Source organism: Phycisphaerae bacterium, from assembly GCA_035384605.1.
GTDB lineage: Bacteria > Planctomycetota > Phycisphaerae > UBA1845 > PWPN01 > JAUCQB01.
In genome coordinates this window covers 26,725-43,472 of sequence record DAOOIV010000037.1, presented here as the reverse complement: position 1 = coordinate 43,472, position 16,748 = coordinate 26,725, and the positions used below count along the sequence as shown (strand labels likewise).

Here is a 16,748-nt window from a genome sequence, read left to right as displayed (position 1 = left end):
TCCCGAAGCGACCCTCGCGCGCCAAAAGCCGGACACCGACCGCCGACCGCCCCCCCGCGCCAAACAAACCCAACCGAGATCTTAAGTCGTTATCGATTAAACACTTAAGGAAAACTGTGGCCGGTTCCCCGTCATGCGATCCACCCCGAACGCCTCGCCCAACCCGGGCGAGCAGCCAGGCGGCGGGGGCCGGCTGTCCGCGGCGTCATCCGATCCACCCCGAACACCTCGCCCAACCTCCCCGCCCCCCCACATCCTTGGCCGGAAGGACGCAGACTTGCCGACGATCAACGGCCCCATCGCCATCCCGACGACCGAGCCTGCGATTGAGGCACACGATTCGGCCCGCCGGTTCACAACCACGGCCGGCATCGGCGGCGCGACCAGAGAACCGCTCCCCGCCGGCCAGACGATCCTGGCCACCCCGTCGCTGACCATCTCAGCCCAACCCGGAACGTACCACCTGACCCTGACGGCCCCAAACTCCACGGACCCAACTCACGTGACCTTCCCCGCCTCGACCGGCCACCCGCTGGAGATTGCGGTCGGCCAATAGGGGGTTGGACAATCCCAGGTCCACCAGACTCGGGCCACCCATCGCAGGGCGGCTGCTCCCTCCCGCCTTCGCCGGGCTTTGGCCTGGCAAGCACGCTCGCGGTTCTGAAAGAGCTGCCTGAGCAAGTTGACTCTGGCGCCCGTGCGTGTCAGCGTGAGGTTATACTGCGACGGGATCAGACAGCGCGATAAGACCCCGGAGGCCGTCGGTGCCCACACATCCCGTCCAACGTTTCTATCGCTACCAGGCCGGGGTCTATGACCTGACCCGGTGGATGTTCCTGTACGGTCGTCAACGGGCAATTGACTTGCTCGAAATCCAACGGGACAGCCGCGTGCTCGAGATCGGTTGCGGGACCGGCCTGAACTTCGAGCACATCGTCAAACGTCTCGATCCAGCCCGGGGGCGGCTGGTGGGTGTGGATTTCTCCCAGCACATGCTCGGCCGTGCGGCCAGGCGCGTCGCGTCGCGCGGGTATGTGAACCTCACGGTGGTTGGCGCCGATGCCGAGCGGCTAGCCCTGAACGAACGATTCGATGCGGTGCTCTTTGCCTACAGTCTGTCGATGATCCCCGACTGGCAGTCCGCTTTGGAGCGGGCATGTGGACACCTCAGCCCCGGTGGGCGAATGGTGGTGCTGGACTTCGGCCGTTTCGATCGCTGGGGACCGCTGAGAAGGCTTGCCCGAGGCTGGCTGTGGCTCAACCACGTGGAGACCGGACGGCCATATGAGACGAAGCTGGCCGAGCTACTCACCAACTTGAGGGTTGAGGCACATCTCGGCGGCTATTACTTCGTCGCCGCCGGGCGGAAGTAATCAGAACATGTCGCCGTGGTGAAAGACGGCCGCAGCTATCAAAGAATCGTCCGACGCGGATCCCGCCTGTTGTTCCAGGCCGCCGATGACCAGCGCCGGAGCGGATCGGGCCCGGGATTCAAACCCGTATTCCCAAAACCGCCCGCGAAGATCCGAACGCCCGGCGGTGCAGACGAGATAATGGCTTTTGTGATCGCCTGCCAGCCTGAGGGCGGCGCATACCAGAGTGTGCATTGCCGCTTCGTCGCCGGTCGCGACGGTCAGCTCCTCAAGATAGGCGATACGCCGTCCATCCTGCCGGTCGAGAAAAACCACTGCGGCCCCGATTACCTCGCCCTCAGGGCGTCGAACCAGCAACGCACGGATGTTCGCCGACTCAGGATGCCGCACATACCGCCAATCGAGGTACTCCCGGCTGCGTGCGATACCGAAGCCAACCGGCGCGGTCCGCCCGTGCAGCGAGGCAGCCTCCAGAATGAGCGGAGCCATGCCGATGTCCAGTCGACAACCGGGCGCGATCGGCAAAGCCGGTCGATGCCCGCACAGACCGTATGCCGCGGCGAGCACACTCCTCCCGACAAGGCCCAGCGGCCCCATCATGAGCCGTCGCACGATACGATTCGCTCCGCCCCGGCACGTGCGTATTTGTTGCACCAGTCCTGTCGGCGCGCGGAAAAACTCCCGAGTCCACTCCGCCGGGCGGCAGCCGAACCGGCCGAAAACCGCACCGGTCTTCTCGTTGGCCGTTGTCGCCATCCGCAGGCAGCCGCTGGTGCCGTCGAAAAACGCCTGGGCAAGCTGAAGGCCGACGAACGTACCGCCGGCCTTCAGCGCATCCTGCGACACAACGTAATCCGCCCCGATCGCGCCAATGACGAACCGTCCCCGTGCCCCCACGGGTACATATACCGCGCCCAAGTGCCCCACCACCTGCTCGCCGTCCGCCAGAACCCATCCCGCCGGCCGGTCCCGACGGAAAGGGTTGTCACGATACTGCCAGTTCCACCTGGCAAGCCACCGCGGAAGTCGGCCGGGATATCGGGCAACTCAGCCACCAGCAGCCTGTGAAGCGAGACTGCGTCTTCGGCGCGGACCGGCCGGGGTTTCAGAGATGATCGCGAAACATCGTCAGCCATATGCCATGCGGCCTGAACAACATGCCGGCAGCGGCAGAAACATCAGGGGCCTATCGCCTCGATGCACGACTTGGCCTCGTTGAGAGCCCCCGCGGCCTCCCATCCATCCATCAATCCGTGATCATACGAGAGCGTGAGAGTCATCACCGGCACACAGATGGGTCGGCCGTCATCCATGCGAACCTCATCGTGTATCGCCCCCGCCGTCAGGATTGCGGATTGCCAGACGTTCTGCAGACCGACATGAAAGCGAACCGGATGCTCGCTGAGCACCGAAACCGTCATGCAGGCCCCGGACATTTCCGCGACCGCAAGATTCCCTCGAAAAACGGCCATGCACAGGCGGGCACACTCTCTCGCTAGATCATCGAGACCAAGACGATCGACCCCGCGCACCACGGGCGTGAACAACCGGCCATCCCCGCTTCGGGCGGCAAATGCAATATCGATGTCACGATACGAATACGCGCGTCCGCCAAGACGGAACTGCCGAAGCCTGGGCTCGACGGCGATTGCAGCGGCGGCAGCGTACAGAAGGATCGGGATCGGACCGGTCATCACACCGGCCTTGCGCCGCGAGTCGATCCAGTCGGCCACTCCCCGCGCACACGCGTCCATCACCACGTGTGCCACAACCAGGTGCGATTGGGTCTGGGCCAGGTGCTCGCCAATCGATCGAAGATGGTCCGGCAACGCCCCCTGATCGACGACCTTGTCCTTGAGCGACGGCGGCAGATTGACGACATCCCGGGTAGTTGCCGCTCGGCCGACCGGTGCGGCCAACCCTTTCTCGGCAATGAATCGCTCGACATCCGATCGGCGAATCCGCCCGGAGGCGGAAACCGCAGCCAGATCAAGCCCGTACCTGCGGGCCAGTTCAATCGCCCCGACCGTCGCGTCAACCCCGCCGACACGCGATGATTCAGCCGCCCGCCTCGCGACCGATGGTGTGGAAGCATCGCCCCGTGCGGCGATGAAAGCGTCGATAGCCTCTATGGATGGCCCCACGTAGGCAAACACCTGGCCAATCGGGATGACATCGCCGACCTCAGCAGCCAGCCTCACTACGCCTGACGCCGGGGACGGCACGTCACCGACGGCCTTGCTCGTTTCAACCTCACACAACGGCTGGTCTGCGCCGACTTCCTGACCGTCGACGACGTGCCAGCCGATCAGAGTCACCTCTTCGTCATTAACGTTGATCTGAGGCATGCGCACTGCCAAAACCGACTGAACAAAACCGCTCACAGATCTGACTCCCGCAACAATCCGACCACCGACCGCGAGAAATGACCGCAGCTCACGGCGACCATCGACCAGTCTCGGACCGGCACCGGCCATTGTATCTGCGGACTGGGACCGCGTCAGCAACCGGCAACTCGACCCTCTCGAGCCAGTCTGCGACATTCTGAACAGCTCGTTCAGAACCCCGGGCGCAAACGAGAGGCCCCTGACTGGTTCCCGCAAGTGGATCAAGGACAGGCCGGATCACCGAGCCGCCACACCGCAATGGGCCGCTCCCTCACCGTTGCGGTTCTGAAACGGTGGCCGAGCTGAAAAGCCCGCAGAGAAAAGCGTATCTCTCCCCCACCGAACCTGTTACGGACCCGTGCAGGTGTCGCGAGCGGCCTCGGCAAAGGCCTGCAGATTCTCGGCGGGCGTGCCGGGCGGGATGTCGCAACCGCTGCTGAGAATCCACCGGGCGCCCGACACGACCCGGCATAACTCGCGCGTCTGCGCTCTGACCTTAACCGAGTCACCGAATCGGAATACCGAACTCGGATCCAGATTGCCTCGCAATGTGACACGACCAGCCGCCCGCTCAACGGCTTGGTCGGCCGGAACCTGGTAATCAACATCGATCAGGTCCGCGCCCGTTGAGATAAGGTCTTCGAGAATCGGCAGGATGTTGCCGCACACGTGAAACCCGACAACCTTCCAGCCCATGGACCGCAGGGAACGCACAAGTCGCTTGTGTCGCGGCAGAATCAGACGCCTGTAGAGCTCGGGCGAAATGAAATTGGGCGAGCAAGTGGCCTCGCCGAAAACCACGCCGTCGGCCGACGCCGTGAGGGCGGCCTCCGAGGCTGTGATTGCGACATCCACGGCGAAATCGAGAATCCGCGAGATCTGGTCGGGGCTCTCGATCATGTCGACGAGAGTATCCTCGACTCCGCGAAGCTGAGCAGTGATGTTGAGCGGACCTCTGAGCGTGGCCAGGCAGAACAGCGATGAACCGGCCTGGCTCCTGACGCGCCTGAGTGCGTCGAGAAACAAAGGCATCCGTCCTCGGCATGCAGCATCGCCCCGCTTGAGGCTGCTCAGATTCGAGACGTCCGCCAGGAGATGCTGCCGAAGCACGGGTGCGCCGTCTGCAGGCTGATCCACCTTGGCGCCCAACGATTCGGCCTCGCCGGTCACTCCCAACGAAAGCTGAACGCCGTCAAAGCCGAAACGGCGGCATCCTTCGACGGCCACGCGAGCCATGGTCGCGGCGTCGGTGAAGTAGTCACCCAGCCGAACACCAAGCAAGCCGGCAAGTCCGGAGTGCAGGATCGGCAACAGCGGGGGCCGGTCCACACGCCCACCCTTCAGCACGCTGATCACCCGATCTTGTCCCGTCATAAGGCCGAGCCCTCACCGGAAGACGGGCACGATAACTGATTGCCGGCCGACTTACCACATTTCAAGAGGCTTGCGAAATGACCAATGCGCAACCGGGGTCTCCGGCAAGATCGCATGACCCCAGGGAACACCGCTGACTCGAAGGCTGGACGTTGCCTGTTGCCCAAAACGCCGGCCACCATCAAGGCCGGTTGCCCACTCTTCAGGAATCTGCGACGGGACTCAGAGCGGCTCTTCGCCTTCGATTGGCCGCGTGATACGAAAGACGCGCATCCCCTTGTTCTGGTAGATTCGTCCGGCAAACTTGCTGCGATCCCTCACTTGGAGAGTCAGCTCGGCATTGGCCGGTTTGGCCGTTCGGATGATGTCACCCGGCTGCAGGTGAAGCAAGTCGTCCATGGTGATAATCGTCTCAGCCAGGAAAGCACGAACCTCGACTTCGGCTCGCTTGAGGTTGGTCGCGAGCCGCTGTTGCTGCTCCTGGCTGGGTGCCTTGCGTTGATAAGCCAACCAGCTCTGGGTGGCCAGCTTGGTCATCACCGGCTCAATGACGTTGAACGGCAGGCACAAAGTCATCGTGCCGGCCCTGTTGCCCATTTTCAGCTCCAGCCCGATAACCACAACCACCTCGTTCGGAGCCACGATCTGAACAAGGTGCGGGTTCGATTCCGTCTCAGCCAGCTCAAACTTCACGTCCACCAGGCCGGACCATACCTCGGTCAGCGTGGACACGGCACGATTGGTGATCCGCTCCACAAGCCTCCACTCGATCAGCGTCAAGGCCCGCTGCGGAATGAACAGCTCGGCGTTTGATCCGCCAAGAAGACGGTCGATGATCGGGTAGATGATGAGGGGACTGATTTCGAGGCAGATTTGCCCTTCCAGCGGCGAACAGTTCAGCAGGTTGAAGCAGGTGGGGTTGGGCAGCGAATGAATGAACTCGCTGTAAGTGAGCTGTTCGATGGTTGCGACGCGGGCTTCGACAATCGTCCGCAGGAAAGCCGACAGGGACGCCCCGAAGTTGCGGGCAAACCCTTCGTGGATCGCCTCCAGCGAGCGCATCTGGTCCTTGCTGACCCGCTCGGGGCGTTTGAAGTCGTAGGTGCGGACCTCTTGCGGCTTGGCCCGCGCACGGCTGAACACCTGCGACTCGCCACTCTCGGGCGCGCCCGTCGAGACCGCCGAAAGCAGTGCATCAACTTCTGCTTGATCCAGTACATCCGCCATGTGAGGCGATAGCTCCCCTCGGCGCGCTCTTCATGCGCACCTCATGCCGGTTTATCGGACAGCCAAGGGAGGTGACTTGAGAAACTCGACGTCCGATAACAAGACCGCTCTCATACACAGGCAGGGTAACACCTCGGCGACGCGACGTTCCAGGCGTCACACTCTCGCACGAGGCCTCCTGGCGCCCGCCCAGCCGTCCGTGACACTCCGTCAGGCTGCCTCGCCGTCTCCAAGGGTAAACCGCGCCCGGCCACAGCGCGGAACAAGGAAAAGAAAAGACCGCCGTGTTTCGCAACACGACGGTCTTTCATGGTCATACAAACTGCCGATCAGATCGGCCGACGTCAGTTATGCACGACGACGACGCAGCAACGGCAGACCGGCCAGCAGCAACAAGGCCGCAGCAGGCTCGGGAACCAGTTCCACCTTCAGGTTGTCAAAAACAGCCGCAGATATCTTCCAGTCAGCGCTTTGGACGCGGCCCACCTTCAGAAAGACGGTCGTCATGCTGTCCGTTGCGACAAACTGGCCGGCGAAGTCTTCGGTGAAAGAGAACCATGGATCGTTGGGGCCGACCTCGCGCTTGGCAATGAGAGTGCCCGCGGCGTCCGGATCAGACGTCATACCTGGAGATACCTTGATCTCCCACCACATGCTGTCATTGGCTGCCTCTCGACCGCCGGCGAACCAACCGGTCACGTCATAGGTCTGGCCCACCTCGGTGGCGAAGGTCTGGTAGGCACCCACGTGGTAGTTCGCATGCCCGCTGATATCGAACCCGGCATAGCGAGAACCGTCCTGCGGACCACCAAAGCCCCCGAACGTCCCCAGCCCCGTAATCGAGTTGATTGCGGGAGCCCCAGTGCCCCACCCGGCCCAGTAGAAAGTGGCCTTCGTCCAACCATTCATGCCATCCTCGAAGCTGCCGTTGGTCAGCAGATTCGCGGCACTCGCCGACGCGGTAATCGCTGACACGACCACCAGACCCATCAGTACCTTCCTCATCACTCGTTTCCTCCTCTAATTACTGCCCGGCAACACAAGGCAGGATCTGTCCCCCCAGTGGCACACGCTGCCTCTGAAGCGATCCCCTCGCTTACCGTGCCTGAGATACTCAAGATTCTTGGTGCGAAAGAATTGGACCCGGTGGGAGCGCCCGACTCTGGCGTTCAGTCCACCCCCCAGCTTTTCCCGACCCATGTTCCTCCGCTCTTCCTCTCATCCGGATCCGGACAAGACCAGAATCACCAAACCGGCTGCCATTGGCTCGGCTGATGTCTGAGATTCGCTCCGGACCCAAACAGTAGCATACCCTGCCAGCCGACGATCCGCAAGCCAGAATCGCCAATTCAGGCTGTAGCACTGAGACGGACGGCAATGATTCGGTTGGATCTGTCAGCGCACCCACCCGAGCCTCACCTGCCCAAGAACCACAAGTTACTTATCAGAAAAGGTTTACGAAGACGGCACCGCCACGTCCGGCGGAGAACCGGGCCCAAGAACCTGCCCGAACCGCCCCGAACGATCTCTCGAATAGCGCGCCGTCTGCCCATGGTGATATGGAGTCCGAATGGGTACCACCATCAGCCTGCTCCCAGGCACCCTCTTTTCCGCGGACCCGCGGCCCGGGTGTCGGCCCGATCCCCCAGGCCTGGAAGCACCCCTCTTTTCCGCGGACCTGCAGGCCCGGGCATGCCGTCCGCGACGCGCTCAGAGTCCCTCGTTGGATGCATCGCGTGCCCTCGTTCGATCGGGCCAGCGGGGGTGATGCCCCACGAGTCGATCCGCCGGGTATAATCAAGAGCCAAGCTGCGAGAAGGGGAAGGATGCGCTACACACTCGCATTATTGATGCTGGCAAACAGCCTCTCTCCCCGTATGGGGACTGTCTGCGCCCAAAGCATCTTCAATCCTGACGTCCAGGGAACCGGCGCCACGATGGGCGACTACATGATCGCGGTCACCGGCGGGGGGCAGCCCGGCGGCCCTCAGTACACCTACCGGATGGGCAGGTTCGAGATCACCAATCAGCAGTTTTGTGACTTCCTCAACGACGCCGAACGTGACGCTCAGCGAGCCCCGCGCACCCGCCGATCCACGAACATGTTCTTTGGTCCCCACGGGAGCGTCTATCTCGACGGCAACATGTCGGCCAATGAACCGATTTTCTTGTCGCACAACGACGTCTTCACATCCGACATCCGTTACGACCCGTTGATGCCCGTCGGCCGGCGCTACAGCGTGATCTCCGACGGATTCGGCAGCAAGGCCAAGCATCCTGTCCGGCACATATCCTGGATGGGGGCCATGAAGTTCTGCAACTGGCTGACAATCGACCAGGGCCTCGGCCAAGAGCACTGCTGCTACACCGAAGGTCCGCATATCGGAAACTGGCACCCCATCACAATCAACACAATCGACTGGTGGGGCAAGGAGCCCCTGCACGACGACCCTTATACCGCAGGGCGAAACCCCAACGACGCGGAGCGAACGGAACTGGTCCGCCGTTATCGGGGCTACCGCTTGTTCATGGATGATACGGGCCTGCTGGCCCCGATCAGCCGGCCCGATCCCAAGGATTTCAACGAATGGCTCAAGGCCGCCGCCTGGGATCCCAACGCCCCCGGTACCTTCCGAACCAACTCCGGCGGGTGGCAGGCTGCGCCCGGACACTGGATGTACGGCTTCGGCCGCGAGGTCAACACCGGCGCTGACGCGAACTTTTATGACAGCGGCGACCCCTGGGACAACGGCCCCGTTCCCGTTGATTTCTATGACGGCACGGATCATGGCGGCACGTTCGCGACAAATGCCACCGCCAACCGCTATGGCTTCTACGGCATGGCCGGCAACGTGTGGGAATTCAGCCAGGATTACGGTCCGGGCCCCCGGCACTGTGCCATCTACGGCGGGTCGTGGGTGAGCAGTGCCGAAAAACAGGCCGCTTCGTCCGTCTATGTCAATGCACTGATCACCTGGGCCGACATCACCTTCGGCATGAGACTCGTGCAAGTGGGCAGCCCCCTTGAGGTCAAGGTCTTCGCCGGTACCCCGGCCGCCCATGACGAATTCGGGCGTACGGTCGCGATTTGCGGCGACTGCGCCGTCGTCGGCGCCCATTTCGACGACGACTACGGCTCCAACTCCGGGTCGGCCTACGTTCTCCGCCGCGAAGGGCTCAAATGGGTCCACCAGGCCAAGCTTTACGCCTCCGACGCCGGCGCGGACGACAAGTTCGGCCGTTGCGTGGCGATCAGCGGCGACTACATCATTGTCGGGGCCCCCGACAAAGACGACGCAGGTGCGGATTCCGGGGCCGCGTACATCTTCACGAGAACTGACGCAAGTTGGACAGAGCAGGCGAAACTCGTCGCCTCGGACGCCGCCGCCGGCGACAAGTTCGGCAGTTCGGTCGCCATAGCCGGCGATTTCGCACTGGTCGGCGCGTACGGCGACGACGACAACGGCAGCGCGTCCGGATCAGCTTACGTCTTCCTGCGAAATGGGGATACGTGGACTCAGCAAGCCAAGCTGAAGCCCGACGACGGCGCCGCCGGCGACAGCTTCGGCTGGGCAGTGAGTATTTGCGGCAACCACGCCGTCATCGGCGCGTACGGCGACGACGATACGGTGACGGGCTCCGGATCCGCCTACGTCTTCTTTCATGACGGCGACAACTGGACACAGCAGGCCAAGCTCGTGGCGGCTGATCCTCAGGCCTTCGCCGGTTTCGGGCTATCCGTATCGATCAGCGGTGACCACGCCATCGTCGGGGCCCCGTGGACCGACGACGGCGGGAACGATTCGGGTTCGGCATACGTATTCGAGCGACAGGGAACACAATGGGCCCAGGCCGAGAAGCTCTCCGCGGCGAATGCCGAGACCGGTGCCATGTTCGGCCATAGTGTCTCGATCAGCGGCGATTCCATCGTCGTCGGGACACTGTACGACGACGAAGGCGGGAACAACGCCGGTGCAGCCTGCGTGTTCCATCGGCGCGCGTCGGCTTGGATACGGAAGACCAAGATCATCGCCTCGGACGCCGCCGCAGGCGACCAATTTGGACAGGCGGTTTGCGTGAACGGAGACTTCGCCATCGTCGGCTCGCCGTATGACAGCGATTCAGGAACACATTCGGGCTCGGCATACGTGTACGAGATCGGACCGGCATCGGCCAGCCTCACGATCACCGTCTGCCAGGGCGGCGGAGGCGACTTCTCGACCATACAGGCCGCCATCGACGCCGCCGTTCCCGGCGATGTGATCAGCATCTGCGACGGGGTCTACACCGGCCCGGGCAATCGCGACCTCGATTTCGGCGGCAAAGCGATCACCGTACGCAGCCAGAACGGCCCCGCTCAAACGATCATCGACTGCGAAGGGGCCGGGCGAGCGTTTCGCTTCCATTCCGGCGAAGGTGCCTCGTCCATCGTCGACGGAATCACCATGATCAACGGTTCCGTCCTGGCCGCCGGCCAGGACGGGGGCGCCATCCTGTGTGTCGGCAGCAGCCCGACGATTAAAGGCTGCGTGATCCGCAACTGCACCGCGGGCTTCGGAGGCGGCATCGCCTGTGACGCGGCAAGCCCGACGATCGTTGACTGCCGCTTCTACGGAAACATCGCGGACTACGGCAGCGGAGGCGGGATCAGTTGCTGCAACGCCAGTCATGCAATCATCGATGGTTGCGATTTTCGCGGCAACCGCGCGGTCAGCGGCGGGGGCATCCGCTGCTACCAAAGCAACCCGATCATTACCAACTGCAACATCAGCGGGAATCACGGCAACACGGGCGGCGGCATTTACTGTAACAGGAGCGAGGCCGTCATCTCCGGATGCTCGCTGGTGGGAAACCACTCTTACTTCGGCGGCGGAATGTACTGCTATTACAACAGCCCAGTCATCGCCAACTGCATCGTCAGCGGAAACACGTGCGTAACCTCCGGCGGCGGTCTCTACTGCAGCACCAATGCCCCCGCCGTCACCAATTGCCTCGTCAGCGGCAATTTCGCTCCCGCCAACGGCGGGGGGATACAGGGTTACCTTGCCAATCCCGTGTTCACAAACTGCACCGTATCGGCCAATATGGCCGGCGGCGACGGGGGCGCGCTGGCCTGCAACCAGAGCAGCGCGACGACAGTCAACTGCATCCTATGGGACAACACTGCTGCACGAGGCCCCGAAATCGCCGTCTTCGCCGGTGGGAGTCTGACCGTCTCGTACAGCGATATCCACAACGGGCAGGCCGGGGCCTACGTCGAAAGCGGTAGCACGTTAAGCTGGCAGAACGGCAACATCGACGCCGATCCGCTGTTCATGGGTGGAACATCCGGAATTTGGACGGCTCCCGGAACGTACGATCCGGACACGTTCGAAATCACCTTTACGGACGCAAACGCCACATGGACGCCGAACCAATGGGTCGGGAAACTGGTTAACCCCGACACGACGCAGCCGCTTCAGATGCTGATCGTCGCCAACACCGCCAACACCGTCACCGTTCTAGCTGAGCGGAACACGATTGAACTTGGAGCATCCTGGATCACGGGCGCCGAGAGCTACCAGATATACGGCTTCCACCCACAGGCGGGCTCGCCCTGTATCAATGGTGGAGACACTCTCGCCCTGCCGCCGGACAAGGCTGATCTGGACCACGACGGCGACGCCTCTGAACCCGTCCCGGTTGATCTTGAAGCCCGTCCTCGCATACAAGGATGCGTGGTGGACATGGGCGCGTACGAGTTTGAAGTGCCCGCCCGACTGCCCGGCGACCTCGACAACGACTGCGATGTCGATCAGGATGACGTGGCAGCGCTTCTAGCCTGTCTCACCGGAAACGGAATACCCCAATACAACCCCGCCTGCAGTGATGCCAGGCTCGATGAAGATCTGGACGTGGACCAGGCTGATTTCGGGCTCCTCCAGCGATGCCTGAGCGGCCCGGACACGCTGCCGGATCCGCACTGCGCCGACTGAAACCCCACGGCCGCCATCCGCCTTGAACACACGGGTGTAGGCAGCCTCGAAGTTCCCGGTTACCTTATTGGACATGAGCCGCAGTCAACAGAAACGCACTGTGCGATCAGCGCCCAAACCGCCTGGAGACGAGGGCGGCACCGGGTCGGATCGCCCGGATACAACCGAGGCAGTCACCACGTCTCGGGTGCTGCCGGCGGTGATGCTCGTCGCGGTCACAATCATCGTCTTCTTCGCCCATAGGAGGGCGTTGACGGCCCAAGCGCTTTCAATGAACGACGGCGACTATGTCGTCCAGAACTACCGCGTGCAAAACCCCAGTTGGCGCCACGCGGGCCTGTTCCTGGCGGAGGTGACCAGACCGGCGATGGTCGAGGGTTACTATCAGCCGCTGGCCATGATCTCGCTGATGCTCGACTCGGCCATGGGCGGCCGGCCGGACCATTTGATGCCCTACCACCGCACGAGCCTGGTGCTGCACGTCGCCAACACCGTCCTGGTGATCATCCTGCTCTACTTGCTGTTTCACCGGCCGGTGCCCGCGGTGCTGGCGGGCCTGCTGTTTGGCCTGCATCCGATGACCGTCGAGGTCGTCACGTGGCTGGGCGAACGAAAGACGCCGTTGGCCACCTTCTTCGCCCTGATCAGCATGGTCCTCTACGTCCGATACGCACGTTCGGGCAGCCGCGGGATCTATGCCGCCAGCCTGGTGATGTTTCTTCTCGCCCTGCTGTCCAAGCCCACGGTCACGCCCCTGCCGATCCTGCTGTTGCTGCTCGATTACTGGCCACTTGGTCGATTGGATTGGCGCAGGCTCATCGAGAAGCTGCCATTCTTTGCGATTGCCGTTGCTTCCGCCATCATCACAGTCATCTCCCAAAGACACGTGGATCTGACCGCGATGCAGGGCATCTCCTTTGAGCAAAACCTGCTGATTGTCTGCCACAACGTGCTGTTCTATCCTCTCAAGATGATATGGCCGGCGAATCTGTGTTCGGTATACCCGTTTCCCGAGCCCATCGACTTGTCAAACCGGTCCGTTTTTCTCGGGGCCGTCTCGACCGTCCTTCTCGCCGGCGGCCTTGTGATATCCTTGCGTTGGACGCGGGCACTCATGGCGGGTTGGCTGTTCTTCCTCGTCGCCCTGGCTCCTACTCTGCTGAACGTGGGGTACGCCATGGGGGTGGCGGCCGACAAATACGCCTATCTCCCGGCAGTGGGCTTCCTTCTCATCCTCACCTGGCTGCTAAGCCGGTTGTGGAACATCGCCCAGGCAGGCGTCGCAAGGAGGCTGTGCCGCTCTGCCGTCGTCGTTGTTCCGCTTGGGGCGGCGGCCTGCTATGCCGTCGCCGCAGACCGATATCAGCTCAAGTGGCAGGATCCCGGTACGTACTGCGAACACATCCTGAGCATCGCCCCGAAAACGGCATGGGCTCACCAGGCGCTCGCGTCCCACCTGATCGATCAGAACCGGATCGAGGACGCTGTGCGGCACGCTCGGCAAGCCGTCGAGCTCGATCCGGACAACTACAAGGTTCGCATCACGTACGGCGAGGCTCTGAGCCGGCAAAACGACACCACTGAGGCAATGTCGCAATTCACTCGGGCGTTGGCCATCAAACCCGAATCGGCCGAGGCCCACAACGGCCTGGGCATGGCATGCGGGATGGCAGGACAATGGGACGAGGCAAGTCGGCACTTCGAGGCAGCACTTCAGAGCCAACCACACTCCCCTGAAATCCTCTTCAACCTCGCAACGGCGCACCTGTACGCCGGTCAATTCGATAAGGCCCTGGCCCGTCTGGCCGAGGTCAGCCGTTATCGGCCCGACAGCCCGGAAGTCACGGATCGCCTGGCCCAGACCCACTATTCGTGGGGCCAGCGCCTGGCCAGGGAGAATCGCTTGAACGACGCCCTCCCCCATTTTGAGAAAGCCGCAGCCCTTCGACCCAATGAGCTTCAAGCCTACTACGCCTTGGCTTACGCCTACATGGGCTTGGACCAATCCGATCAGGCAATAAGCGCGTTTCGCAAAGTCGTGGCATTGGCCCCGAAGCACGCTGATGCCCATTGCCGACTGGGAGATCTGTACCTTCGCAAGGGTCAGAGTGAATTGGCCGCCAAAGCATACCAAACGGCCTTACAGGTAGACCCCCACAACCAGAAGGCCAAGGCAGGCCTGGAAGCCGCCCAGAGCACGCAGCCCGCATCGAGTCTTCGTTCCGGCCGGCCCCATGCCATACCGCCGACACAAGCGGGCGACGGTCCGCAAGTGCATTCCGCGAAGAATGCGTGCGATGCGCACAAAAGAGGCCGCCGGATATTTCAAATCCGGCGGCCTCCGTTTCTTGCCTGAATCGCTGACAATTCAGCTCGGTCGCGCCTGATTAGCGACGACGACGCAGCAGCATCAGCGGCAGCCCGAGCAGCAACGCTGCGGCAGGCTCAGGAATGAAGGTGAGATCGTAGGTAGCCCATGTGCCAGGCTGGCCCACTTGGCCGACCTTCAGGGCCACGACAACCTCTGCACAGGTGGCGTGAATCTCATATTTGCCACCCGGAGGTGTCATCGGCGCAGCCTCAATGGCCTGCCATGGCCAAGCCGGACCGCCATTCAGGCCCCAAGAATCGTGCTTGGCAACAATGTCCGCGGCATTGCCAGTATCGATCCGATTGGCGATCTCGGCATCGCTCATGCCTTCGGTCGAGGTAAACATCATCACCTCGGCCCAGCCGGCGCCGCCACAGTCGCCTGTCCACGTGCCCGTGATCCGGACGATCTCGCTCGGGAAAGCGGGCAGACGCCAGAAGACACCAGCGCTACCATAGCCGATGCTCAGGTTGAACACGCCGTTTCCCTGATCCGACACGGTGGCCGCCTGACCCCACGGCGCTCCCCACGCTTTCGCGTCGGCCAGATTCAGGTTGCCCGCCAAGGCCGGCGCAGCCATCGCCAACAGCACAAATACCATTGCTTTCTTCATACTTGTCTCCTCCTCAGAAAAACGACCCGACATAACGGGACTCGATCGCTGTCCCGTCATGCTGCTGCCTCGCGGAACCGAACCGCGCGGTTCGTCATTCCGTGAGCGATATGCACATTGCAACCCGAGCGTAAGATTCCGGAAGGTCGAAATGCTCAACTACGCTATCCTGACCCTCGCTCTTTCGCTCTTCCCTCTCAGCCGGTACGTGCACACCACTGCGGGAGCCTCTGCCGACTCCTCCTTGAGATAGGGTGTTGCACTCCAGCCTCCTTCGCATAATCATACCCTGACGACTGGCTGTATGCAAGCGAAAAAGCACCGGTTTTTCATGCACGAGGCAAAAAATATCAATCTGACATCGGTTGAATTATTCCCCAAACAGTCGTCTGCGGATCGCCAGGCGTCGGTCGCCAAGCTTGATCCGGTACGAATACTCTAGCTCCGCGTCGAATCCGTCCAAGCCGGGGGTCTGCCGCCACGCCAGCACCTCAATAAACACAAGTTCATATCTTGAAGCATCTTAAGCAGAAAGAGTCTACTGAAAACAGTCGTTCAACCCCCGGCCAGCCTATCTCTCTTGAAGATCAGACTCTGACCTGCGGTACTACGAGTCCGATCATGGCCCATGATTCGAAGCTTGCTTGGCTTGCTTGTGACGATGAAGCGTCCCCTATCTGATACTCCGCTGACACCCGTCTTATCGGACGCACTCGGGCATCCCTGAACCGCACCGCGATCCACGCCTGCCGTTCATTCCTGGAACCACCGACGACAGCACCGACATCTCCTGGTAACATGCCTCCGGGTGCGGAAGTACAAGGGCGGCGGGCAGACAAGGAAATGGCAAACGACATGTCGAATGACCCCCAGGTACCGCGACGCCGGATCCTCTCGGCCGGCGGAATCGGCTGGCTCGCCCTCGGTGCAAGCCTGGGAGCAGGAACGTGGGCGACCGCCCGGTTCCTGCGGCCTAGCCCGGCAAGTCGGCAAGAGAACGAGGTCGATGCCGGTCCATTGGATCGCTACGCCGCTCTTCCGTCAGGTCAGATCAGCGACGCGGTAAGTGACAAGGCAATCTGGATCGTCCGGATGGCAAAGAGGATTGTCGCCATCCGCGCAGCCTGTACGCACTTGGGTTGCCGCGTGGCGTGGGTGAGCAACGACGGCCGCTTTCGCTGCCCCTGTCACGGCAGCAGCTTCGACCTGGACGGGACCAACCTCGACGGTCCTGCGCCACGCCCGTTGGAGCGCCTGGCTATCCGGGTTCAAGACGACCACGTCATCATCGACAGCAATCGGCGGTTCAGGAAAGAACGAGGTGAATGGGACCATCCGGACAGCTTCATCTCCGCTTAGCCGCGTGCGGCCTCAAAATGCTTTGTCCGGCACTCGACGATTGCGAATACCGAATGATGAGTTGAGAAT

11 protein-coding genes are annotated in these 16,748 nt (G+C 62.2%); 5 read left to right on the top strand and 6 right to left on the bottom strand.

What is annotated here, in order from left to right; genetic code table 11:
- Positions 1–277: 277 nt before the first annotated feature.
- Positions 278–556: a hypothetical protein gene (locus tag PLL20_10390; protein HPD30395.1), complete on the top strand. Its 279-nt coding sequence runs from the start codon at positions 278–280 to the stop codon at positions 554–556.
- Between the two features lie 208 nt (positions 557–764).
- Entirely contained in the window at positions 765–1,373 is a 609-nt protein-coding gene (locus tag PLL20_10385) for a methyltransferase domain-containing protein (GenBank protein HPD30394.1), read from the top strand.
- Here the strand turns inward: PLL20_10385 and PLL20_10380 are convergent, their stop codons facing one another.
- The 5 genes from PLL20_10380 to PLL20_10360 all read right to left on the bottom strand — a co-directional run bounded on the left by PLL20_10380 (position 1,374) and on the right by PLL20_10360 (position 7,366).
- The gene (locus PLL20_10380; GenBank protein ID HPD30393.1) at positions 1,374–2,291 is read right to left on the bottom strand and encodes a hypothetical protein; all 918 of its coding nucleotides are present in this window, start codon (positions 2,289–2,291) and stop codon (positions 1,374–1,376) included. It lies immediately after the preceding gene.
- Positions 2,292–2,551: 260 nt separating this feature from the next.
- Positions 2,552–3,757: a 2-oxo acid dehydrogenase subunit E2 gene (locus tag PLL20_10375; GenBank protein ID HPD30392.1), complete on the bottom strand. Its 1,206-nt coding sequence runs from the start codon at positions 3,755–3,757 to the stop codon at positions 2,552–2,554.
- A 351-nt stretch (positions 3,758–4,108) separates the two neighbouring features.
- A complete protein-coding gene (locus PLL20_10370) occupies positions 4,109–5,134 on the bottom strand; it encodes a uroporphyrinogen decarboxylase family protein (protein HPD30391.1) in 1,026 nt (341 codons plus the stop codon).
- Between the two features lie 222 nt (positions 5,135–5,356).
- A complete protein-coding gene (fliM, locus tag PLL20_10365; protein ID HPD30390.1) occupies positions 5,357–6,361 on the bottom strand; it encodes a flagellar motor switch protein FliM in 1,005 nt (334 codons plus the stop codon).
- Between the two features lie 348 nt (positions 6,362–6,709).
- Positions 6,710–7,366 carry a hypothetical protein gene (locus PLL20_10360; GenBank protein HPD30389.1) on the bottom strand — a complete coding sequence of 219 codons (657 nt, stop codon included), beginning with the start codon at positions 7,364–7,366 and terminating at the stop codon, positions 6,710–6,712.
- An 821-nt stretch (positions 7,367–8,187) separates the two neighbouring features.
- On the opposite strand from PLL20_10360, the gene PLL20_10355 reads away from it, so the two are divergent.
- The gene (locus tag PLL20_10355; GenBank protein ID HPD30388.1) at positions 8,188–12,336 is read left to right on the top strand and encodes an SUMF1/EgtB/PvdO family nonheme iron enzyme; all 4,149 of its coding nucleotides are present in this window, start codon (positions 8,188–8,190) and stop codon (positions 12,334–12,336) included.
- A 100-nt stretch (positions 12,337–12,436) separates the two neighbouring features.
- Positions 12,437–14,692, top strand: coding sequence for a tetratricopeptide repeat protein (locus PLL20_10350; protein HPD30387.1), 2,256 nt, complete (start codon positions 12,437–12,439; stop codon positions 14,690–14,692).
- A 31-nt stretch (positions 14,693–14,723) separates the two neighbouring features.
- Here PLL20_10350 and PLL20_10345 read toward each other — a convergent pair whose 3' ends face one another.
- On the bottom strand, positions 14,724–15,320 hold the full coding sequence (locus tag PLL20_10345) for a hypothetical protein (GenBank protein ID HPD30386.1): 597 nt from the start codon (positions 15,318–15,320) through the stop codon (positions 14,724–14,726).
- 843 nt (positions 15,321–16,163) lie between these two features.
- On the opposite strand from PLL20_10345, the gene PLL20_10340 reads away from it, so the two are divergent.
- Positions 16,164–16,679 carry a Rieske 2Fe-2S domain-containing protein gene (locus PLL20_10340; protein HPD30385.1) on the top strand — a complete coding sequence of 172 codons (516 nt, stop codon included), beginning with the start codon at positions 16,164–16,166 and terminating at the stop codon, positions 16,677–16,679.
- Positions 16,680–16,748: the final 69 nt, after the last annotated feature.